The organism is Proteus appendicitidis, assembly GCF_030271835.1.
Lineage (GTDB): Bacteria > Pseudomonadota > Gammaproteobacteria > Enterobacterales > Enterobacteriaceae > Proteus > Proteus appendicitidis.
On the sequence record NZ_CP127389.1, the window covers coordinates 2,067,719 to 2,090,761 of the forward strand.

General features: G+C 37.8%; 24 protein-coding genes. 6 read left to right on the forward strand and 18 right to left on the reverse strand.

The window, feature by feature from the left end; translation table 11 throughout:
• Positions 1-63: 63 nt before the first annotated feature.
• From gpM to QQS39_RS09685, 3 genes are read right to left on the reverse strand one after another with little or no spacing between them, the layout of a single operon-like run.
• Positions 64-735, reverse strand: a complete 672-nt coding sequence (gene gpM, locus QQS39_RS09675; RefSeq protein ID WP_285804406.1) for a phage terminase small subunit — start codon at positions 733-735, stop codon at positions 64-66.
• Positions 735-1,853, reverse strand: a complete 1,119-nt coding sequence (locus QQS39_RS09680; RefSeq protein WP_285804407.1) for a phage major capsid protein, P2 family — start codon at positions 1,851-1,853, stop codon at positions 735-737. The genes gpM and QQS39_RS09680 overlap by 1 nt, the downstream gene beginning before the upstream one ends.
• Before the next feature lie 15 nt (positions 1,854-1,868).
• Entirely contained in the window at positions 1,869-2,678 is an 810-nt protein-coding gene (locus QQS39_RS09685; protein ID WP_161748362.1) for a GPO family capsid scaffolding protein, read from the reverse strand.
• Between the two features lie 174 nt (positions 2,679-2,852).
• Between QQS39_RS09685 and QQS39_RS09690 the strand changes: the two genes are divergently transcribed.
• Together QQS39_RS09690 and QQS39_RS09695 are read left to right on the forward strand one after the other, a co-directional pair.
• A complete protein-coding gene (locus QQS39_RS09690) occupies positions 2,853-4,607 on the forward strand; it encodes a terminase ATPase subunit family protein (protein ID WP_285804408.1) in 1,755 nt (584 codons plus the stop codon).
• Positions 4,607-5,635 carry a phage portal protein gene (locus QQS39_RS09695; protein WP_285804409.1) on the forward strand — a complete coding sequence of 343 codons (1,029 nt, stop codon included), beginning with the start codon at positions 4,607-4,609 and terminating at the stop codon, positions 5,633-5,635. The genes QQS39_RS09690 and QQS39_RS09695 overlap by 1 nt, the downstream gene beginning before the upstream one ends.
• Before the next feature lie 536 nt (positions 5,636-6,171).
• On the opposite strand, the gene QQS39_RS09700 is transcribed toward QQS39_RS09695, so the two are convergent.
• From QQS39_RS09700 to QQS39_RS09735, 8 genes are all read right to left on the reverse strand, one after another.
• Positions 6,172-8,994, reverse strand: coding sequence for a TrlF family AAA-like ATPase (locus QQS39_RS09700; protein ID WP_285804410.1), 2,823 nt, complete (start codon positions 8,992-8,994; stop codon positions 6,172-6,174).
• Between the two features lie 192 nt (positions 8,995-9,186).
• Positions 9,187-11,568 (reverse strand): replication endonuclease, encoded by a 2,382-nt coding sequence (locus QQS39_RS09705; protein WP_285804411.1) that lies wholly within the window; start codon positions 11,566-11,568, stop codon positions 9,187-9,189.
• Positions 11,568-11,891 carry a DUF5405 family protein gene (locus tag QQS39_RS09710; RefSeq protein WP_109397520.1) on the reverse strand — a complete coding sequence of 108 codons (324 nt, stop codon included), beginning with the start codon at positions 11,889-11,891 and terminating at the stop codon, positions 11,568-11,570. Before QQS39_RS09710 ends, QQS39_RS09705 begins: the two co-directional genes overlap by 1 nt.
• Positions 11,891-12,718: a DNA adenine methylase gene (locus QQS39_RS09715; protein WP_285804412.1), complete on the reverse strand. Its 828-nt coding sequence runs from the start codon at positions 12,716-12,718 to the stop codon at positions 11,891-11,893. The genes QQS39_RS09710 and QQS39_RS09715 overlap by 1 nt, the downstream gene beginning before the upstream one ends.
• A complete protein-coding gene (locus tag QQS39_RS09720) occupies positions 12,718-13,026 on the reverse strand; it encodes a DUF3850 domain-containing protein (RefSeq protein WP_285804413.1) in 309 nt (102 codons plus the stop codon). Before QQS39_RS09720 ends, QQS39_RS09715 begins: the two co-directional genes overlap by 1 nt.
• A 1-nt stretch (position 13,027) precedes the next feature.
• Positions 13,028-13,249, reverse strand: a complete 222-nt coding sequence (locus QQS39_RS09725) for a TraR/DksA family transcriptional regulator (RefSeq protein ID WP_109397523.1) — start codon at positions 13,247-13,249, stop codon at positions 13,028-13,030.
• A complete protein-coding gene (locus QQS39_RS09730) occupies positions 13,242-13,448 on the reverse strand; it encodes a DUF2732 family protein (protein WP_228407300.1) in 207 nt (68 codons plus the stop codon). The genes QQS39_RS09725 and QQS39_RS09730 overlap by 8 nt, the downstream gene beginning before the upstream one ends.
• 68 nt (positions 13,449-13,516) lie before the next feature.
• Positions 13,517-13,912 carry a DUF5347 family protein gene (locus tag QQS39_RS09735; RefSeq protein ID WP_285804414.1) on the reverse strand — a complete coding sequence of 132 codons (396 nt, stop codon included), beginning with the start codon at positions 13,910-13,912 and terminating at the stop codon, positions 13,517-13,519.
• Positions 13,913-14,197: 285 nt separating this feature from the next.
• On the opposite strand from QQS39_RS09735, the gene QQS39_RS09740 reads away from it, so the two are divergent.
• On the forward strand, positions 14,198-14,647 hold the full coding sequence (locus QQS39_RS09740; RefSeq protein WP_285804415.1) for a hypothetical protein: 450 nt from the start codon (positions 14,198-14,200) through the stop codon (positions 14,645-14,647).
• 4 nt (positions 14,648-14,651) lie between these two features.
• Here the strand turns inward: QQS39_RS09740 and QQS39_RS09745 are convergent, their stop codons facing one another.
• From QQS39_RS09745 to QQS39_RS09755, 3 genes are read right to left on the reverse strand one after another with little or no spacing between them, the layout of a single operon-like run.
• Complete coding sequence (locus QQS39_RS09745) at positions 14,652-14,960, reverse strand: hypothetical protein (protein WP_099432914.1); 309 nt, start codon at positions 14,958-14,960, stop codon at positions 14,652-14,654.
• Positions 14,950-15,141 (reverse strand): hypothetical protein, encoded by a 192-nt coding sequence (locus tag QQS39_RS09750; protein ID WP_285804416.1) that lies wholly within the window; start codon positions 15,139-15,141, stop codon positions 14,950-14,952. The genes QQS39_RS09745 and QQS39_RS09750 overlap by 11 nt, the downstream gene beginning before the upstream one ends.
• Positions 15,138-15,398, reverse strand: a complete 261-nt coding sequence (locus QQS39_RS09755; protein WP_099432912.1) for a Cox family DNA-binding protein — start codon at positions 15,396-15,398, stop codon at positions 15,138-15,140. Before QQS39_RS09755 ends, QQS39_RS09750 begins: the two co-directional genes overlap by 4 nt.
• A 101-nt stretch (positions 15,399-15,499) precedes the next feature.
• Between QQS39_RS09755 and QQS39_RS09760 the strand changes: the two genes are divergently transcribed.
• Complete coding sequence (locus QQS39_RS09760; RefSeq protein ID WP_109849560.1) at positions 15,500-15,799, forward strand: helix-turn-helix transcriptional regulator; 300 nt, start codon at positions 15,500-15,502, stop codon at positions 15,797-15,799.
• A 66-nt stretch (positions 15,800-15,865) separates the two neighbouring features.
• On the forward strand, positions 15,866-16,855 hold the full coding sequence (locus tag QQS39_RS09765) for a phage integrase (RefSeq protein WP_285804417.1): 990 nt from the start codon (positions 15,866-15,868) through the stop codon (positions 16,853-16,855).
• Positions 16,856-16,986: 131 nt separating this feature from the next.
• On the opposite strand, the gene ahpF is transcribed toward QQS39_RS09765, so the two are convergent.
• The 3 genes from ahpF to QQS39_RS09780 form a co-directional block, all read right to left on the reverse strand.
• Complete coding sequence (gene ahpF / locus QQS39_RS09770; RefSeq protein WP_196734543.1) at positions 16,987-18,552, reverse strand: alkyl hydroperoxide reductase subunit F; 1,566 nt, start codon at positions 18,550-18,552, stop codon at positions 16,987-16,989.
• Positions 18,553-18,622: 70 nt separating this feature from the next.
• Entirely contained in the window at positions 18,623-19,186 is a 564-nt protein-coding gene (gene ahpC, locus QQS39_RS09775) for an alkyl hydroperoxide reductase subunit C (RefSeq protein ID WP_151435213.1), read from the reverse strand.
• Positions 19,187-19,480: 294 nt separating this feature from the next.
• Positions 19,481-20,131: a hypothetical protein gene (locus QQS39_RS09780; RefSeq protein ID WP_285804418.1), complete on the reverse strand. Its 651-nt coding sequence runs from the start codon at positions 20,129-20,131 to the stop codon at positions 19,481-19,483.
• 252 nt (positions 20,132-20,383) lie between these two features.
• Between QQS39_RS09780 and QQS39_RS09785 the strand changes: the two genes are divergently transcribed.
• Positions 20,384-21,169 (forward strand): ATP-grasp domain-containing protein, encoded by a 786-nt coding sequence (locus QQS39_RS09785; protein ID WP_285804419.1) that lies wholly within the window; start codon positions 20,384-20,386, stop codon positions 21,167-21,169.
• A gap of 124 nt (positions 21,170-21,293) precedes the next feature.
• Here QQS39_RS09785 and QQS39_RS09790 read toward each other — a convergent pair whose 3' ends face one another.
• Positions 21,294-22,805, reverse strand: coding sequence for a carbohydrate porin (locus QQS39_RS09790; protein WP_151435215.1), 1,512 nt, complete (start codon positions 22,803-22,805; stop codon positions 21,294-21,296).
• Between the last annotated feature and the right edge of the window lie 238 nt (positions 22,806-23,043).

Here is a 23,043-nt window from a genome sequence, read left to right on the forward strand (position 1 = left end):
AAAATAGGTGGGCGGTGGACGAAAGAAAGCGAGTGGCTTTTTCCGTGCCGCCCTGACGTGGTGTCACAATACTTTTTCAGCGTCATGCTGGGCTTTGAGCACTTTGTCGAGTTGTTTTAATTCGGTTTTTATTCCGACATTAATATTTAACTCTAAGGCTCGGCTTAATACGCAGTAGCTTTCTTGTGGGCGATTATTATCGCGTAGCACTAACCCTAAGATTTTGTAGAGTTTTGCTCTCACTTCATCGGGCATATCTTCATTATCGGTAAGGGCGCGTGTACGCTCTAACGTTGCTAAAGATACCGGTGATTTCACGGCATACGCTCGCATTGCCGAATCGGCAATTTCTTCGGCAATCACGGTGCCCGTGGTGCGGTTAACACCGGGGATCACTAAACGGTTAGCTAATGCATAAACGGCAATATCTAACGCCCCCTCATAATCACCCGCATCAATTTTCCACAGCAAAATCGTCATTAAGACATCATCTTGCACGCCACTGCCGCCGGATAGCGCCCCATCAACCCACGGCTGATAATTGGCTAATATCTTGCGTTTATAAGCCTCTTTGCGCTCGCGTGACTGAAAATGTTTTAGCTCTTTTTTATCTGTCGCAAGACGTAACAGCATCATGTGATAGCCTTTCGTGTTGCGACTCACATGCCCACCCAATTGGGTGGACTGTTGCGCGCTTAGGCTCATGCGGTGTTTTTCCCACGGAGATAACACCATTATTTCGCCTTTTTATTTTCAGCCGGTGTTTCTTCCGTTACCGCGTTGTCGTCGGTAACGTCAGTGGTTTCGGGTGGTGTTTCTTCGGCATCTTTGCAAACAATATTTTCAACCAATGCCACACCGCGGAAATCTTCAACCACGAAATCTTCATTCACTGACTCGTAGTTTTCGATGCGATCACGTTTTGCATTATCCAGCACTTGGCGACGACGAGAATCCGCAAGGAAATAAATCGACAAGTTATCAAGACGAGTAATAAAAAAGGCATTATCAGGGAAGAACGGCGCACGTACAGCAGGTAAACCGCCAATACGTTTCTGACTGATAATGGTATCTGCTGCCAGCTTTTCGCTGTTGTTTTGGTCTTTATTGACCAGTGGGAAGTATTTATCTGCTAATAATTTGCGCCCACAAATCACAACAAGACCGGTATCGTCCTGATATTCTGGATCAATTGCCTTATCAATGGTGTCTTGGACTAACGCATCGAAATTTTGATACGCGCGCCCTTTACCAACATAAACCGGTTTGGCTGTTGTTGTACCGTCTTGCGTGATACTGCCCATCACATGTTCAGGCGCACGCTCGCGGACTTTTTGTAACCAGCCTGAATTCACATCTTGCAGTAAGGGATATTTTTTGCGATCAGAGTTATCGGCGCGGTGCGTACCATTAAAACCAATCATAATGCGGTCTAATGCCTGACGGCGGATAATCGCATCACGGATACGGGTTTGAAAGTCGGTAAACTTCGCCCACATATCAATTTTCGAATATTCCAGATGGGTGTCGTAATTGGTTTTCTGGCAAAGGTAGCTATTTTTGGTCAGCTTAATCGGATCGCTTGTTTCACGGTCTTTTGCTGTTGTGTCAGTGGTACCCGCGATAGTCGAACCGATACCTAAACCAATGGCTTCACCGACTTGCTCATCAACCGGCACAATATTAATGTGCGTTAAAAACTCTGCCGATTGCTGGATCGTAGTTTCTAATTTTTGAGCAGCAGACGGTTCAATCGGTACTTTGGTATCGCTAAACTCTTGGGCGCTAACACCGTAAATTTTACCGAGTTGCGTCATATACGCATTAAATTTAAAACGAGTTTCTTTTTTCATGGTTTGTTCACTACCTTAGCAATCCGTCAGCACTTCGCCGTTATTTTCGCCACCCGTTGCCGGCGGACGATGTGAGAACGAGGCGTCTGTATTTTCAAATTGGTTTTTTAATTCCGTGAGTTGTTGCGTGAGCGCTTTTACCGCTTCGCTTTGGTCTGCGCTTTTTAATGCGGTAATTTCTGCTGAAAGGGTTTGTACTTCTTGGGCGCACAGCTCTACCGCCTGATGCACATCGGTAAATCGCGCATCATCACTGTGTTGTTTTTTAGAAAACATCTCTTTAATGACGCTAAAAAGTCCCGGCTTATCGCTTTCTGGTTTTTCGTCAGTAAATTCGAGATGTGTTTCTTCTGCGGCAGTAAAGACGTTATCTTTGCTTTGTTTGCGCTCTGAAAGTGGGCTACTTTGTGCATTGGCACTAAATTGCAACATTTCAGTGCCTAAACTCGCGGGGTTATCGGTTACTGCAAGACCGACCAGATAGGCTTCACCGGTATCTGAAAAACTCGGGTTAATTTCGACAGAGGTATAAACTTTTTGACGTTTTTTATTGAGTTCAATTAAATCAGGTGTCGGATTGATCACACCGTATAATGCCAACTTACCTGCCAGTGCCCCTTCTTTGATTTCCTCGGTATACACCGATTCCACATCACCAAAGCGTGGCGCCCATGAATAGTTATAGTGATCGATATTGACTCGCGCACCATAAACCGCGGGATCAAAGTTTTTTGCAATTTGGGTTAACCATTCGCGGTCAACTCGACGCCCGTCCGTTGTCGCCCCTTCAACACAAAGACGAACCGGTTTTGATTTCTTCGACATGCACACTACTCCAGACTGCATCCGTTTATTCGTTGGTCTGTATGTTGTCGGTTAAAAGGGGCGTTAAACAATGAATAAGGTTTGTTTGAGAAATGGCACAAAAGGAATGAAGCGAATCGGTGATCCACGGTCAATAGACTAGCCGTAACTTAAGCAAGAAATAGTGATTGTGCAATGGCTATTACCGAAACATTTGATAACCGAAAAAAAGCAATGCACCTGTATTTTTCAGGTTACCGCATTGCCCGCATAGCGGAATCGCTAGGCGAAAAGGCGTCTACTATTCACAGTTGGAAACGCCGTGATAATTGGGATGAAATTAATCCGACCGAACGCGCAGAGTTAACCGTTGAAGCGCGTTACTGCAAGCTTGTTTTAAAAGAAAATAAAGAAGGAAAAGATTTTAAAGAAATTGATTTATTAGGGCGTCAAATGGCGCAGTTATCCCGCATAAAAAAATATCAAAACGGCGGTAATGAAACGGACCTAAACCCTAAGATTGCTAACCGCAATAAAGGCGAACGCCGTCAGCCAGAGAAAAACTTCTTTTCAGAAGAACAAATTGAAAAGTTAGAAAATGAGTTTCGCAATACGCTGTTTGAATATCAAAAAGTGTGGTATCGCGCCGGTCATCACCGTATCCGCAATATTTTAAAATCCCGTCAAATCGGCGCAACGTTTTACTTTGCCCGTGAAGCCTTTATTGATGCCCTGACCACCGGACGTAATCAGGTTTTTCTCTCCGCCAGTAAAGCGCAAGCCTATATGTTCCGTGAATACATTATCAAAATGGCATTGGAGGTTGATGTTGAATTAAAAGGCGACCCATTGATGTTAAGCAACGGTGCAACGCTCTATTTCCTTGGCACTAATGCCCGCACGGCACAAAGTTATCACGGCAATTTATATCTGGATGAAACCTTTTGGATACCCAAGTTTCAGGAGTTACGCAAAGTTACTTCAGGTATGGCCATACAAAAACATTGGCGACAAACCTACTTTTCAACACCGTCAACCATGAGCCATGAAGCGTACCCGTTTTGGTCGGGCAAGCTGTATAACCGCGGACGCAAAAAAGAAGATCGTGTTGATATTGATATCTCACATGAAGCGTTAGTGAATGGGCGTTTATGTGAGGATGGGCAGTGGCGACAAATCGTCAATATTGAAGATGCGTTGCGGGGCGGTTGTGATTTATTCGATTTAGAGCAACTCAAAAAAGAGTATAGCCCAGACGAATATAACAACCTGCTTATGTGTCACTTTATGGATGATATCGAATCTCTATTCAACTTTAACATGATGCAAAATTGCATGGTGGACAGTTGGGAGGTGTGGGATGACATTCAACCGTTAGCCCTTCGCCCTTATGCCTATAATCCTGTTTGGGTAGGTTACGACCCCAGCAAAGGCGGTGAAAATGGTGATAGTGCCGGTTGTGTGGTTATCGCTCCGCCGAAAGTACCAGGAGGGAAATTCCGCATATTAGAACGCCATCAATGGCGAGGCATGGATTTTCGCGCACAAGCTGACGCCATTAAAAAAATCACCGAACGTTTCTATGTTGAATATATGGGCATTGATACCACTGGGCTAGGTCATGGTGTTTATCAAAATGTCATTCAGTTTTTTCCTGCTGCGCGTGAGTTTATTTATAACCCGAATGTCAAAAATGCTTTAGTCATTAAAGCTTATGACGTGATTAGTCACGGACGTTTAGAGTTCGATGCGCAGTGCGTTGATATCATTCAATCCTTTACTTCCATTCGCCGTACTACCACCGGAAGCGGTAACCGCCCTACTTATGAAGCCTCACGCAGTGAAGAAAGCGGACATGCTGACCTTGCATGGGCAACGATGCACGCCCTTTTCAACGAACCATTAACTGGCACCACCGAGAACAGTAATAACATTGTGGAGATTTATTGATGAGCCGTAAAAATAAAAAGAGTTTTAAAGCACAACAAACGGCAACCGCCAATAACAGCATGGAAGCCTTTACCTTTGGTGATCCCGTTCCAGTGTTAGATAAACGAGAAATTTTTGATTATCTGGAGTGTGCGCAAATTGATAATTGGTATGAGCCACCAATTAGCTTTGATGGGTTATCAAAATTATTTCGTGCGGCAACGCATCATAGCAGTGCGATTTATGTGAAACGTAATATTTTAGTCAGCACGTTCCAGCCTAACCGTTTTCTCTCTAAGTTAGACTTTAGCCGGTTTGCGCTCGACTTCTTAACCTTTGGCAATGCCTATCTTGAACGGCGTAATAATATGGTGGGTAACTTATTAAAACTCACACCAACGTTAGCAAAATATACCCGCCGTGGTATTGCTGATGATAGCTATTGGTTTGTACGCTATGGCTATCACTCAAAACCGTATGAATTTAAGCCCGGTAGCGTGTTTCAGTTATACGAACCCGATTTAAATCAAGAGCTATATGGATTACCGGAATATCTGGCATCCACTATGTCAGTGCTACTGAATGAAGCCGCTACCCTATTCCGTGTTAAGTATTATCGCAATGGTAGCCATGCCGGATTTATTTTATACGTCAGTGATGCATCACAAAACCAAAGTGATATTGATAAAATTCGTGATGCAATGAAAAATTCCAAAGGCCCCGGCAATTTCCGCAACCTGTTTATCCACGCACCGAACGGCAAGAAAGACGGGGTACAAGTTATTCCACTAAGTGAGATTGCGGCAAAAGATGAATTTATGAATATCAAGAATGTTAGCCGTGACGATATGTTAGCCGCACACCGTGTACCGCCTCAAATGATGGGGATCATTCCACAGAATACCGGTGGCTTTGGCGACGTAGAAAAAGCGGCAAAGGTTTTCTTTCGTAATGAGTTGGCGCCACTGCAAAGCAAGATATTACAGATTAATGATTGGCTAGGTGAAGAAGTGATTAAGTTTGATAAGTACACATTAGATGATGAGTAACATCACCGCACAAAGAACAATACCGCCGACACTGGCGGTATTGTTTTACCTGTAAGGTATAAGTATCGGTCTGACTAATAATAATAGTGACCCAATTCTATTATACCGCTTACCCCTTGATAAGGCGAATCCGCCTAATTTTTACCCTCTCAAACCCGTATTAAATGCGCCTACAATCCATTTTAAGCGCATGTAATTTGTTTGACATTCCGATAACTGTATCTTGTTTTAATCGTTCTACGCGCTGGAAATTTGCGAGGAATAATGTTTTCAACCCCCTCAAAACGCAATCGTGACCCCGCCACGCCCGCGCACTAAATCGACCTCTTTTTATGCACCTGCATGAGTGCCACAAAAGCCCGTGATATCTAGTGCGCTCAAGCAACTTTGATCCTTTTTTGATCTTGCAGATTTATTCCTGTTATTGCAGATATAAATATCTAATAATGCTCATAAAAAAGAAAGAGATAAATATTATTAAATTATCTCTTTCTTTTATAACTTATTGAAAGGTTAATGCTTTTATAATAAATATATTAAATTAAATTATATTTCTTTTCTCGTTCTTTAAAGGCACTAATACCTCCTTCCAGTATATGACAAACATGCTGCCTAATTCCTAATTCATTAATTGATTTATATTCAAAATTCTTATCAGTATCTAGGCTATGTTCTAAGCTACCACCCAAATATTCAAATTGATGTGTATTTATACAATCTAATGGCCCCCGTTGCTCAGCAACAATAACACATTCAGCATCTGCAGCAACTACCAGATTTGCATTATGTGTCACCATGATAATTTGTCGTTTATTTTTGCATTTCCGAACAAAATCCTTAAGTTCTGAATATATTGTTCTGTTATCCAAGTTATCTTCTGGCTGGTCAATTAATATAGGGTGAGTTGAATTACTTAATTCGAGCATCAAACTGAGTAAAACTAAGCCTCTCTTACCTGGAGACATATGAGCAATGCTATCGTTTTTATAGTTCACTGAAAAATCAATACTAAAATAGTCAGCATAAAGATTACTAAACGCATCTTGTAACGTATAACTTTTTCGTAGAGTTGGAGCACCACTACTTTTTATTTTAATAGCTGTATTTTTTACAAAATCTCCATGAGTATTAATATCAAAATTATAGTTACCATTATCATCCATAACATCTTTAATAATAGAGCGAATTGAACCTGATTTATGATAACAACTTACAAAAAAATCAAACTTTAATGGATCAATAACAACTTTTGCCTCAATTTTTATATCATCATCTATTTGATGTTGACTTACCTCAGCACAATGAGATTTATATAATTCTATTAATTTAGAATATTGCTCGTTCAATTCGCTTATACATTTTTTTCCTCTATCAGCAATGGAGTCTAGCTCTTTAATTTTTATATTAATCTTCTTAAGTTTATCTTTTTCAAAATTAAGTTGAGTATTTAACTTTTCCAGTGATGCTTTATCTTTTACTTTTTCATCTAATGGCTTAATTTCTTTATCTATTAACGTTAACTTAATATCTAACAACTCTATTCTACTAGGAATTGATTCTAATTTATTAGAAATTTCTATTTTCGTTTTTTCAAATCCAACCAACAAATTACTTTTAATAATATTTAAAATATTAATTAATATTGTTGATTTATCAGTAAATCCTGAATCTTGTATAAGCTGTTTCTGTATTAAAGATAACCAGTAATCCTGTTGTTCATTAATGGTTTTTTTAAGTTTAATCAAGCTAGATTGAATATATATAAATTTATCCCTAGCTTTTAACGTACACTGTCGCTTATGAGTTAAGCTAAAAAATATTTTTTCTTGTTCCTCTGTCCATTGAGATTTTTCTCTAATAGCTTTAGCCTTAAGTTCAAGTGCTGAAATTTCATTTTTAACAGAATCCTCATTACCAATCTCGCTTAACTCAAAAGATAGTTTACTGTGTTCTCTAAGTAAAAGAAATCTGGTTTCTATTTTGTTATGAATTTCAGAATTAACAGTTCTTATTTTATTTTCAAGCTCATTAACAATACCTCGATAGGATTCATTTTGAAGTAATGTTTTAGAGATTAAATCATTAAAATCATCTTTACCTTCTTTATCTGCCAATTGATTTATATATAGCTGTGGAATGTATGTTACTGCTTTTAATTGTAATGGATCTTTTATATCAGAAAGTTTAGATACTTCATTATTAGACCACTCAACTTCAAAATCCAAATCTGAGATATCATCATATGATGATGATTTAGATAGCTCAATTCTAGTAGAAACTTCCTCTGGATTTATAGTCTTAGCTATATGATATAAAAGCATAGATTTACCAGAAGATTTTCCACCAATAATTGCATTTAAGTCTTTATTAAGAGCAATCCATTTTTGGGGAAATCTATTTTTACCCGAACTATCAATATATCTTACTCTTTTGATCGTCTGATATTCAGATTTATTTTCTGGAGAAATCTCTCCAATAAATACTCTATCAGGCTCAAAAATCACTTGCCTTAACCCATTAAATGTTGGATCAGCCTTAATCCAGCAATATCTTTTACCATCGGGATCAAATAATTTATTAATTGAATGAGCATCAGAACCATGAATGCAAGGAATAAGACGTCCAAGCTCTTTAATAATATCATCTTTGCTCTTATTTCCTTGACCAGTAAAAAAATTAATATCACTTGGCGTAGCAGAAAATACCATGTCAGTGAATTCGAAAATATCTTTCTTTATACCAGAGAAACCACCATCTCGGATACCTGATACACCATCATTAGAACCATTTGCTACAACAATTATTGAGTTATTCCTTAACCATTTTTCCCCATTATACCACTTCTTAAAAGTATCATAGGATGGTTTGAAGTTATTAATACCTTCCTTTAAACATGTTCTAGCATCACTATCTTTATTAACATTCTGTAATAAGCTTCGACCATATGAAATAAGTTGAGCTTCAATACAAGCAAAATTCTGCCCTTTATGATCAATAAATAGCCGACTTAATGCATTTTTGATTTCATCAATATGAGCATTTTCCTCTGGATTTATTAATAAATGTATATTTATACCTTTATTTTTATCCGTGTTTGGAGTAATCCGGAACTCAATATTTGGAATAATTGTATCAATATTTTTCATTCTTCCATTTTTCCGATAATTACAAACTTTTTCATAGCCGGATATAGAGCAATAGTCAGTTATACCTATAACAGAAATACCTGAATTAGACTGTTCAATTGCTGTTATATAACCCTCCCAATCGCCTTTAAACTGTGTTTCTAACACTGAATCTGGAGTGTGAACATGAAGATCCCACCTTCTCCACTCTGAACCATGCTCATACAATTTCATATACATTCACCAAAACTATTAATGAAAATATATAACTTATACTAATCAAGTTGGTAATAAAACCATCGCTACTCAGAAATGCTATACAAACCCCAATATAATATTATATCTATCTTTAAAATTATCTTTCCTTTAGAAAAACAACCTTAATTTCCATATTAGTACGATATTCTTATTAGGAGTTAATATTAATCATACTATCTGTTTCTTCCATAATTTTTTAACTTTATCCATAACTCGACCTCTCCTTTTATCAATATTTTTCCTTTTCACTTCTTCAAAATTAACTTTTTCACTTTTCGTTGATGAAATTTGAATCTTCCCGTTCTCAAACCAAATCACTTCATCACCATAACTCAGGCGCATACCGTTCATCATCATTGACCACATTGTGTCTGGTGGTAAATCCAATCCCATTTTTTCGGCAAAGGCTTTGAATTCAGGTATCAAACGTTCCTGATTTTCACTTAATGACACGGTTGAAATTATCCGCTGACTCTTTTTATGCTCTAAAACCTCGCCAAATGATTTCTCCCAATCGCTATATTGTGAATGAAGGTCGAAATATTCAGGCTCAGAAATCCCCCATACGGGCGATTTTAAGCCTCTCTCGTGTGGATTTTTAATATCGGGTGAACTGCCCGATCCACAGTTATTGACAGGACTCCGAGGCGCGCTAATCGCGCTTTTTAAAGTCAAAACCCGACCCGTTTCTAACTTACGCTTATGCTCAATCGCCTCTATATCCTGCTTAGATTTACGGACTAAACGATACTGACGTTCACGCGTTTTCACTACATCACCACTTTTTAACGGTGAATATAATCCGATGACTCGTAAAACCTCTTCGTCATAACAATTCGGCTCATCAGCAACAGTACGAGCGACTAATAACGTTTGTAGGTTACGCTTAACGTTAGGGCCTCCTTGATGTTCGATATAAGCGGCGAAATCCCCCGCATCGGCAGACGCTCTTACTTTTTCCGCTATATCCCCCAACTTATCAGCGATACTCACACCACGAACACGGCGACACTCACGCCATACACCTTTAGACGGTAAGCCAAACATGTGAAATTGAGGAATACGCCAAGTTGATGCCCACGCGGCAACAGCTGATGCAACTTCGGTTAATAGCTCTCCCGATTCATCATCAACCTCGCCCTCTAGCGCATAACCGTCGATATTTTTTGAAATGTATTTAGCGAGATAACCCGTAGCACCGCCTTTATTTAAATGCTTTGCTTCAAAACGGTGTTTCTTTGCGCCCCGTTCTTCACCATCTTCTTCAAGGGCATATTTACGCATGATCTCAATCGCTGATGCACGTTGAGATTTATCCAAAAACATCATCATGTGCCAATGTGGTGTAGCGTCATGATGTGGCTCAACAACTCTGATCCCGTAAACGTTAATATCGTTATCTTTAAAAGCGGTGCGAATTTTCGCCCAAACTTTCACTAAATAACGTTGACCGTCTTTCGGAGTGTATGCGCTGTTATTCCATTTCTCGTTAATGAGAACTTTTTTCTTTTTCTCATCTTTAGAAACGTTAATTTGCTTGGTGGGATGGTATTTTGAAGGTGTGGTTAAGGTGATAAATAAACCAATATCGCCCCGTTCTTCCGCAACTTTTTGAATGCCTGCGGCTTGCGCCATTAATTCCATGCGGCGGATTTTAGGGTTAGCGATACTCGCTAATACTTTTTCCATTAAATCAAAACGATCACCCGTTTCAACATCTTGAATATCCATCATTTCAAGATAATTCATGTTTGCTAAACGCTGTGCTCTGACTTCATGTACTGCATTTTTACTGGCGTAAGGCGTCTTATCTGAATTCACATCACCAAAGGCAATATGCAAAGACTCACGCCAACGTTGACGATGAGCCTTTAACTTTTTAAGCCACCAATTTTCATCTGCTAACCGGTTTAACCCAGATAACGCATTTTCTGGTGTTAATTTCCCTTTTTGAGCCTTCCCCCAAAACAACGGTTTTACATGCAAATAGGTAATTAACTGTCCTAGTTGTTGGTAAATAGGGTTAATCACTTTTAGGTTAAGTAACACCTCACGATCACCGTTATTTTCAGCAATTGCCTGATCAGCTAATTCATCGAATAAGTTGTCACACGCATTCGCGAATGACTTCGCCATATGACGCAATATTTTGTCATGCGCATCGGGCAAGCGATTAAAGAACATGGCTTGATCAAAATCTCTATCTAACAAGAATTGACGCTTATCTTTCGCTAAACCATAGCGCGCATTAACAGCTTGCAAACGCTGATAAACGCTTTTATGAAACTTAAACACCAGCCAGTTATGAACTTCTTTAGGTGTTTTCTCTTTTCTAAGATGTTCGATGTATTTAAATAAGCGGGATTTAAGAAAACGAGGCAGTTTTTCAATATCGAATAAAATCGCTTGCCCCTGAGCCAGTTGCTCACGGGTAAGCGGTCTTTCATAAACAACAGGCTCGTGCTGTTTCCCATTCCACCAATATGTCCATTGTATATCAGCAGGATAGGAAACAGGAGGCTGAGAAAAATCAATCAAACGGCTAGCCATTACAGCACACCGCCTAAACGTTTCGGATCAATAATTTCAATGGCTGTTTCGCACAGTTTAGCGACGTGAGTCATTATCTCTATCAATTCAGAGATAGACTTAATTTCTGCGCAAATAACACGACTCACATGCGCACCAACAACGCCAGCAGTCACATTTACCGCAGAGTCATACCACGCAATCACTTCACGGCGCACACGACCATCAATAACAGTGACTTCAATTAACCCAAATTGTTTTTTCCAATAAACGATAGCAAAACGGGTGCCGGTAATATGCACCCCATTTTTTGGATCTTGAATATCAACATAGCCCTGTTCCATCAGCATACCTCCGGCAATACGGCGATAATTTCTTTTGCTGATTGGCGATTTCCATTTGCAGAAATAGAACGAGGCGCATCAATCTCGTGAATAATAAAACCGAGGTCGGCATACAGCTCTTTTGCATGAATGGAATTAGAGACGGTAATCGGGTTACCTTGTGATTGATTTAATGCCTTTAGCGCTTGAGCTAATTCAATTTGATGAGCGTGAGTAAAATCAGTGTGATGATATTTAGTAAAACATTTCTCATCCCCCATATATGGAGGATCACAATAAACACCATCCCCGAAGTCAACGAGTGATAAAGTATCTTGCCATTCTAAACAGGCGATAATGGCATTAGTAGCTTTTTCAGCAAATTGCCTGATTTCTTCCTCTGGAAAATAAACACGGCCATATGTTCCAAATGGCACGTTAAATTCACCTGAATTGTTATATCGACATAACCCATTAAAGCAATGACGATTTAAATATAGAAATCTTGCTGACTGTATATATTTATCACATTCGCTTTTATCTAATACCTTAATTGAATTAAATAATTTCCTAATAGAAATGTAATCATTTTTATGATTATTTTCTTCCCATGCATAGAACTCTTTACGTGCCATTATTTCAGTATGTTCTACGACATTACGATATAAACTAATTAAATCCTGATTGGCATCAGCAATTAAATATTCTTCATATTCCGTATTCATCATAACCGCACAAGAACCCGCAAACGGCTCAACTAAGCGCTTTGCTTTTGGCAAATACGTAATTAATTTATCCATGATGCGGGCTTTTGAACCCGCCCATTTCAGAATGGTTTTATTAGCCATTATTCATCATCCTCAATAATAGAAAATGAAAGCATTACAAATTTAGGTTTATCGCCTAACTCTGGAATAATAGAATTAATACAGGTGATATCTGTAATAACCGTTCTAATAACATTTCCCGTATATTCGCCATAATGAAAAAGGTGACGGAATTCTCTTGGAGGAATAGCATTAAATTCACGTAAAACTAAAAGATCCCCGACTTGAAAATCTCTATCAGCTCGACGAAATTCGGCTTTTTTCGCTCCAATACGTACTTGATTGAAATATTGATGGTTTATTTTTAATTCATGCGTATATCGTTGCATTTTAAACACTCCGATAATGCTTAGATTTCAATTCATGCACTGTCTGGCAATCCGCACAGCGGGTGCATCCCATTACTGCAATACGGCGCTTTTCGGGTATTTCACGACCGCAATCTTCACATTCAAACGCTGATACACCGACGTAACGCCCTGTTACTGCTTTTATTTGTTTATCAAGCAATAACTGTGATTGTTCGCAGGCTAAATCCATTTCTTTAGACATAATTCCATTCCTGCGCTTGATGTTCGATAGACTCGGCTTCACCTTCTAATAATTGAAATACTTGTGAAGGCTCCATTCGTTCACTTAGTGCTCTTGATGCTAATTTGCGTAAACGGGCAGAAAAAAGAACCGCCCGAGATTTTCTTTCATCTTCTCGAACGGCATTAATTAAATCGGTTACATCACTTTCTTTAGACATAATCAGACCTCTGATAATCAGATATAAAAAGTCCTGACAAATAAATGTCATTTATTTTTTAGGTGTAATTAAATAGGCATTGCTAATTTATTCGGGATTAATGCGCTTAATACTTTTATTTGATGAAGTGCATTAATTATTTTTATTTTATCTTTCCTCTTTAATAATAAATAATCTGTTCCGTTCTTTTCTTTTTCTATCTCAGCAAGATAATAAATCATCTGATATATACGATTATTTTCATTTCTTAAATAATCAAGAAACTCACTAACCTGAATATCATCACTATTTTTATTTAACTTACTTAATAAATCAGCCCTAACTTCTGCTGTTTTATTCATACCACTGACGCGCTCATCAAATGAAAGACCATCATTGCGATAGTGCCTTACCACTTTAGGCTGATAAAAATCATCATTACCTTGTAGTTGCTCTCTTGCTTGAATAAGCTCCGCGGCATTCATAACAACACCTAGATAGAAACTTTCACAAGAAACGAAACAATAACAATGGCACATAAAGTTAATGTTGCTTTATCTGCCTTTGAATACTTTTTACTTTTATAAGTAAAAGATTTACTACTTAATTTATATTTGTTTCGTTGCTTAATTAATTCATTCATAAATTATTTCTCCATTTATATTCGGTTTTTTATCCATGATCGGAAACATGGTGTATGGTATATTTTTTATGCCTGCAATTTCTTGACAGGAAACAGGCATAAAAACCATTGCAAAAAAGGAAATCCAATGAAATTTTATGTTCATGCAATTAAACAAAGCTCTTATTGGGAGCTGGTATATAATGATTTAAAAATAGCTAGTCCAGCTTTTTCTTCTAGAATGGAATCCATTGATAATTTAGAAGAAACTATTTTATATACTGAGCAAGCTGATTTAGATGTCTGTGACGATAAGAGCCTGATATATTTTAAATTTGAAGAAACATCCAATGGTTGGCACTGGATCGCACTCTCTGATTTCAACGGCATAACCAACTTAGTTATAAAGCAAGAAACGCATCTGCCTTCATATGAGACAGCTCGCTTAAAAGCTGAAATATTTAAAAATGAAATCATTTCATCCCCTATTGTCGATTCTGCTGGCGTATTAATTCCCAATATGCATTTTTCAAAAGAATTCTCTTCTAAATTTGATATTGGTGATTTACATCCATCTGCACGCCGTAAACATTTTTAATTAACTAACATTGCCATTCACAAGACAAATCTTTATTTATTGTTATCGTAAATAAATGTGAGTGGCTATTTAGTTTCTGACTTTGCTCAATGATATAACGAAAAAAACTTAAAAATTTTGCAAACGGAATACTTGGGCTAAAGTCAGCCATTCCACTTACAGAAATTAAAACTGTATTACCAATATTATTAACTGGAATAAAATGTATTAATTGTGATAATTCAAAAACAATACTATTGATTGGTGAGTATTTATCTTCAATACAAATATATACCCCATTTTGTGTATTCTTAACGATTGAATTACTTTTCATTTTTATCTTTCCTTAACCCATCAATATATTTAACCGCCTCAGCCATTGCATCAAACTTACCGAATGACTGATCATCTAACCAAACGTGATAACGAGTAACTGGGTTCATTGCTTTTCGTGGCAACTTAATAATCGTAAAGCCACGATACAGAAAACTATGCTCAGTTATTTGTCGTATCATGATTTCAGCCCTAACCACACTAACCAACCGTCACGCATCTCTTTTGGTAACGATTCATATGCCATCTTTAGACCGTTATTCCATGCAGGCAGATAAACATAGTTTTCGGCTCTACTTGAACCTGGTCTTTTCATTTGAATAATGGGTAACTTTCCTGCTTTGCGCATATCTGCAACTGCACTCGCTGGCTTACCGATTAATTCAGCAAATTTTTCCTCAGTCACGCCATCTGACAGACTTACGATTTTCTCTCTCATCTGCTACCCTCTTATATCAGGCGCTTTATAGCGCTTTCGGACTCTTTGCCTCACGGCAAGGAGGTATCAACTTTCTTATAAAATAAGAGATCTCTTATATAATGTCAATGTACGATAACGAAAAACTAAAACTGATACGTGAATCAGAAAGACTAAATGTTAAACAAGCGGCTGATTTGGTTGGTATTAATTATGTTACTTATCATGGTTATGAAAGTGGAAAAGCTAAAATGTCTTTAGAATCGGCAATGAAATTCTTTAAGCACCCACAATTTAGAAAGTATCGAGACTGGTTTATGTTCGATGAAGTTAATCCTGATGCTGGGCAAATCGCACCGGCACTCGCACACAGTGGGCAAGACAGCACGCAATCATCCCGCTCAGACAAGAAAATTGGATAACAATACATCAAGCATTTTGTGAATTTATTGATTCGCAAAGCATTTGTTCCATTGGAGGGCTTTCTTATGACAATTAAGAAACTCGAAAATGGTCAATATGAAGTGGACATTAGACCGGCTGGCCGTCACGGAAAACGGATCAGACGACGCTTTGAAAAGAAGCAAGAAGCTATTTTATTTGAACGTTATTCACTAGCTAATCAGCAAACAAAAGATTGGGTAGAAACATCAACCGATATTCGCCCTCTTAGCGATTTAATTGATATTTGGTGGGAAGTGTTCGGCAAAAATACACCTTATGGAAGAATGACACACCTAAGGGTGAGACGTATTGCTGAATCACTGAATAATCCCCCTGTTTGCCAATTAACCGATAAGCAATTGGTACTCTATCGTGAGCTTAGACTCGCTTCTGGCGTAAAAGCCTCAACGATAAATAGGGATATCTCAGCACTCAGCGGTATGTTTACGGCCCTTAAAAAAACGGATTTCTTTTTAAGTAAACATCCCGTTCAAGGAATATCACGGTTAAAACAGCAAACGACTGAAATGTCATATCTAACAGATAATGAAATTCAGCAATTATTAGCATTATTGGAAGGTGACAACCTAAAAGTTGCCGTTCTCTGTTTAAGCACTGGCGCCCGTTGGGGTGAAGCGCTCAAACTAAAACGTGAACATGTGATCCAAAATAAGGTGCGATTTACTTACACCAAAACCAATAAGCCAAGAATTGTGCCAATTTCTCAAGCTGTTGCTGACATGATTTGTACAAAGAAATCAGGATTGCTCTTTACTGAAACGTCTTATTACATGTTTCGCCGAGCAATTAAAAAAGTGAAACCGAGTATGGCATTAGGTCAGGCAACCCACGCATTACGCCATACATTCGCCACCCATTTTATGATGAACGGCGGAAGTATTATTACGTTACAACGCATCTTAGGACACACTAATTTGCAACAAACGTTGACCTATGCACACTTTGCGCCAGACTTCTTACAAGATGCCATTCAATATAACCCTTTGAAAGGTAGCACAGAATTACTGGTTTAGAGTGTCCACATATTGTCCACACTTGAACACTTAGGGGCACTTTTCAGCCCTTTTTGATGGTTTTATGTACAAAAAAAGGCATCTTAAAAAAGATGCCTTTCTCTATAACTTATTGATTATATTTGATTTACTTATTTTGCAGTCGTGCGAATCAAGTAATCGAAAGCGCTAAGTGAGGCTTTTGCACCTTCGCCAGCAGCAATAATGATTTGCTTATAAGGTACTGTTGTACAGTCACCGGCTGCAAACACACCTTTGATATTAGTTTCGCCACGGGCATCAACAACAATTTCACCCATTTTATTACGCTCAACAGTACCTTCTAACCACTGTGTATTAGGTAATAAACCGATTTGAACGAAAATACCAGCTAATGCAATATCATGCATAGAATCATTAGTACGATCTTTATATTTTAGACCGGTTAACTTAGTGCCATCGCCATATACTTCTGTGGTTTGTGCATTTAAGATAACTTCTACATTGCTTAAGCTACGTAATTTTTTCTGTAATACCGCATCTGCTCTCATCTCTGGAGCAAATTCTAACACTGTTACATGTTCAACTAAACCAGCTAAGTCAATTGCAGCTTCAACACCTGAGTTACCACCACCAATAACAGCAACTCTTTTGCCTTTAAATAGTGGACCATCACAGTGTGGACAATAAGTGACACCACGAGTACGGTATTCATTTTCGCCAGGAACATTCATATTTCTCCAGCGAGCGCCTGTTGCAATAATTAAGCTACGAGTTTTTAAAATTGCGCCTGATGCTGTTTCAATTTGATGTAACTCCCCTTCTGATGCTCCCGGAATTAAGCGACTAACCGTTTGGCTATCAATCACATCCACTTGATAATCATCAACGTGAGCTTTTAACGCACCAGCAAGTTTTGCACCTTCGGTTTTTGGTACTGAGATGTAGTTTTCAATATCAACAGTATCAAGAACTTGGCCACCAAAACGTTCACCGATAAGACCTGTATTTAAACCTTTACGAGCAGAATAAACCGCCGCTGATGCACCCGCAGGACCACTTCCCACAATTAATACATCAAATGCATCTTTTTGGTTTAATAATTCTGCAGTACGTTTTTCTGCATTGCTGTCTACTTTGTTAACAATTTCAGCTAAGGTCATACGACCCTGGCCAAACTCGTTACCATTTAAGAATACAGCAGGAACGCCCATGATATTACGTTCCTGAATTTCATTTTGGAACATGCCTCCGTCAATCGCAGTATGTGTGATCTTCGGATTTAAAATCGCCATTAAGTTTAATGCCTGAACAACATCAGGGCAGTTATGACAAGAGAGCGAATAATAGGTTTCGAAATGAAACTCACCGTCTAACTGACGAATTTGTTCAAGTAATTCTTGTGCTTCTTTTGATGGGTGTCCACCAGTTTGTAATAATGCTAAAACTAATGAAGTAAATTCATGACCTAATGGCGAACCAGCAAAACGAACACCTGTTTCTTTCCCTGGGTTGGTAATAAGAAAAGATGGTTTACGTACATTCGCGTTATTATCTTCACGATAAGTGACTTTATCGGATAATGGTTCGATTTCTTTTAATAGCGCTTGGATATCAGCAGAATGTTTACTGTCGTCTAATGTTGCTACTAACTCAACTGGCTGGGTTAATCGTTCTAAATAAGCTTTCAATTGAGCTTTTAAATTATTATCTAACATTTTTGCACCCTCAATAAAATCGGGTGCCGAAACACCCGATAAATAACTTTTTTAGTGGCTTAATTCTTATTTAGATTTTGCCAACTAAATCCAGTGATGGAGCTAAAGTTGCATCACCTTCTTTCCATTTTGCAGGGCAAACTTCGCCTGGGTGGCTAGCTACATACTGAGCTGCTTTAATTTTACGTAGCAGGTCTGATGCATCACGGCCAATGCCTTCAGCTGTGATTTCAATTGCTTGGATGATACCTTGTGGGTCAACAACGAAAGTACCACGGTCTGCAAGACCTTCGTTCTCACGCATATTTTCGAAGTTACGAGTTAATGCGCCAGTTGGATCGCCAATCATACCATATTTGATTTTACCGATAGTTTCTGAGCTGCTATGCCATGCTTTATGGGTAAAATGTGTGTCAGTAGAAACTGAGTAAATTTCTACGCCCATTTTTTGGAACTCAGCATAATGATCAGCTAAGTCACCTAATTCAGTTGGGCACACAAAAGTGAAGTCTGCAGGGTAAAAGAAGAAAACGCTCCATTTGCCTTCGACGTCCTTTTCAGTCACTTCTACGAATTGACCGTCTTTAAATGCCATGTTTTTGAATGGTTTGATTGGGGTATTAATTAAAGACATTGTATTTCCTCCTGTTTGGTATGGGACTAATGTACCTATTCCATTTGAGAATAGCTAATACATTCCTGCTATCAGTTCAATAGGTTTTACCTAATGAGTTGAAGAAATTGATAGAGATAGGTTAACGAAATGTAGCTATTAAAGCAAATGGACAACAAGCCAATTACGTCTACCTTTTATTAACCTACTTTCTTAACCTACTCTCTATTTAATATCCTTAACTTCGATAAGAGTATGATTGTAACACTATGAATTATAAAGTTAATATTCAATCCGGCATAGATAGATTCAATACTATTGCGCTAATTTGGCAGGTTTAAGAATTGTATAAGTACATTCAAATGCCGCCTTTTGAATACGATAAACATCTTGGCTATCTGTTGTGGATTGCACAATAGCATCGCCCGATTGAAAACGTTGTAATTCTCCCCAAGGAGCCTTCATTGCAAACGCTGGCGTAGATTCAGGCACAATAAAATAATTCATTTCGATACCTTTGGGGATAAAAGGCTGATAGTTATCAGGATAAGACGTTATATTGATTTGATTTTTATCTGTTTCACTATAACGCTGAATAAATTTGTTTTTTCTTACCAAAATTTCTTCATTTCCCGTTTCAGGACAAATATTTTGCACTACCCAATCACCTACTTTTGCCGGTTCTGAAACTGTTTCAACACCTTCACCTTTAATTATCGTTGTGATGATCTCACCTTCTTTGGCTGGTCTTGCTAGAACAGGCTTTGTTTTAATTGCAACACCAGTGATCCCTGCTTGTTGAGCTTGCGTAAAGTAAGCTACGCGTTCTTTTTGCGGTAATTGAGAAAGATCATTAGCAAAGACAAATGAAGGAATTAAGGCTAAGCCGATTAATAGTGGTTTGGTTCTATTTTTCTTATCGGTTTTGTCACTATTTGAATTACTGTTTTGTATATAAAAAGGCATTGAATGATTTCCTAATAAATATCATTTGCACTTAATACGCGAGTTAAGTGTCTGTAAACATTAAGTCGATTATGGCAGGAAATAAAACAATGGCACGAGTAAAATCAGATACCTAGTCGAAAAAGTTCAAAAAATCGAGAGATCTCACAACTTAGAAAAGAGAACATGTAATTAAGAGAAAAAAGGTTCAAGTCGTTAAATAAAGCGTTAGGATGTTCTTCATCAAACCTATTTAATTAAAAGGAATTTCTTATGCAAATAATTTACCCTGATGACTATTCAAAAACAGGAAAACCCGATGAGGCTTTTGAACAAGAATATCATTGCGCCCAAATGCTAAATATTCATTGTTTGTTACTCTCATCAGAAGATATGGCATTAGGTAAATATAAGTTTTCACACCCTTTTAAATCAGACTCTCCCGTTATTTGGCGTGGGTGGATGCTAAATAAAGACGAATATCAACAACTATACGATGCTGTTAATACTTATGGTGGTCAAATGCTCGAAACGCCTGAAGATTATATCCAAAACCACCATATAGCGGGTTGGTATGAAAAATGTAAAGAGTTCACACCCAAAACAGTTATCACAACCATGGATACTGACTTTGAAAGCTTAACTAACCAACTTCAATGGCCAGCTTACTTTGTAAAAGACTATGTAAAATCTTTAACCACCACAAGAGGTTCCATCGCTAAAAATGCAGATGAAATTAAAGAAATACTAAAACTTATTGCGCAGTATAGAGGGAACATTGAAGGTGGTGTAAGTCTTCGCTATGTTGAGGAATTTATTAATGAGAGTGAACGTAGATATTTTGTTTTAAATAAGAAAATATTCTCTGCGGATGATGAAGTTCCTGAGTTTGTAAAAAAAGTAGCACAGCATATAAACACCCCCTTTTATTCCATTGATGTAGTCAAAAACGCAGTAGGAGAATTACGTTTAGTTGAAATTGGTGATGGGCAAGTTTCAGACATTAAAGAGTGGTCAGCTGAAAAGTTAGTTAAGGCTTTTTCCTTATCTGGTATTTGATGTTTTATATCCCTACAACTGTGCAAACTATATAAAAATATAAAGACCTCAATTAGCCACAATACTCTGTATCTTGAAGTCTTTATATAAAATCAATCGCTAACAAAAAGTGCTAAAAATGAAGTTAAAATAGATATTTAAAACGGATACGAGCGCCGTAACGATCTTTGTCACTGCTGTGTACATTAATATCATCTTTACCATCTATACGTGAATAATAAGCACCTAAATAGGTTTTAAAATTATCCATATCTAAAATATTAGGCAGTTCATAAGACGCAAATACCGTGTTGATATTGTACTTACCAGGATTGAGCGTTAAATAGGTGTCATTTTGACCACTGTTGTTCCCGCTTTTGTGATAGTAAGCTTTAATATCATTATGAGCATAAATATAACCAAGTTGAAATTTGCGCCATAAAACATTACTACCAATAGAAAAATCATTTTCATCTTTAGCATCAAGATAAGCAGTACTTAAATTTGCAACAATGCCGTTGATAGGATCATCAGCTAAAGTGTCCCATTTTACAGTTAAGCCATAACCTGTACGTCGCGATTGATCTTGGAATTTTCCATTTTCATCATCATAGCCATAGGCTTTGCTTATCACGTTCGCATCTATTGCTCCTGCAATAGTTAAATTATCTTTCTGCCATGCAACAACCGGACGCATATAAATAACATTTTTGCGGTTATCAAGTTTACGTCCATGATATTCATTGTCTTTAAAAACAGAAGTTCCATCTTCAACTAAAGCATTTAACTCAAAATACCAGTCGTTATAGTGTGTATTAACCATCATACTACCACCATCACTACTACGGCCTCGCCCTTCTTTCATCATATAGATATAGCCAAAACCATCGCCATATAAATCATTTGCTGTATTACCTGAATATTCAACAAATGTATCTTGGTTTAAAGGGAACATGTCGTAAGCTTCATAACGACCAATTTTATATTGCCATTTATCGCGTTGACCAAAATAGAAAACAGCATCATCTAGATTCATTTTACCTGTCATGTCAGCCATAGGCTGAGCACGAAAACCTGCATAATTGCCGTTTTTTAATTCTCGTTCACCATCCACACCAATTAAAATGCGTCCATTAAGTGACCACTTTTCATTATCATCAAAGTCTTTTTGATTACCGGGCATCGTTCTCATAGATGTTAGTTGCCCTTTTTTACTCGCAGCATCGATATTATATTCAACGTCACCATACAATTTGAGATCACCCCAATTTGTATTGGTAGAGAAAAAACCTGTACCTTCTTTATTTTTCGTATTAGCAAGCTGATCTGATTGTTTTTGTTGGATTTCATTAAGTTGAGTTTGTGCAATGTTTACTTTTGCTTGAGCCTCATCAGATTGCTTTTCTAATATCGCAACGCGTTGCTCCATGCCGACGGTTGTAACATGATCCGTTTGAGATTGGCTGTTGGAGTTAATTAATTGCTCAAGCCGAGCCGCTTTTTGTTCCGCAGCAGCGGCTCTAGCCTCAGCAGCTGTTGCACGTTGTTCAAGTGCATTTAACCTTGCTTCAATTGCACTTATATCAGTTTGTGCGTTTGCACATAATGGTGTAGCGAGTATTAAACTTATCACAGCAGATAATGCTTTTACTTTCATTCGAATATTCCTAAATTAGCAAATGTTGGTTTAACAGGTACGGCAAATACATAACAATCAATTTAGTTGATCGATTGTTCTATCTGGTGAGCGTATTGTTATTTTTATTCGATAATATTTTTATAAATATCAATCGGTTATTCGCATCATTATTTCTATTCTTAATAATAAATAAGCCGATACCTGATCATTTTGCCATTACTTATGCGGGTAGCTTCCTGCTTCATAAGTAAGGCTA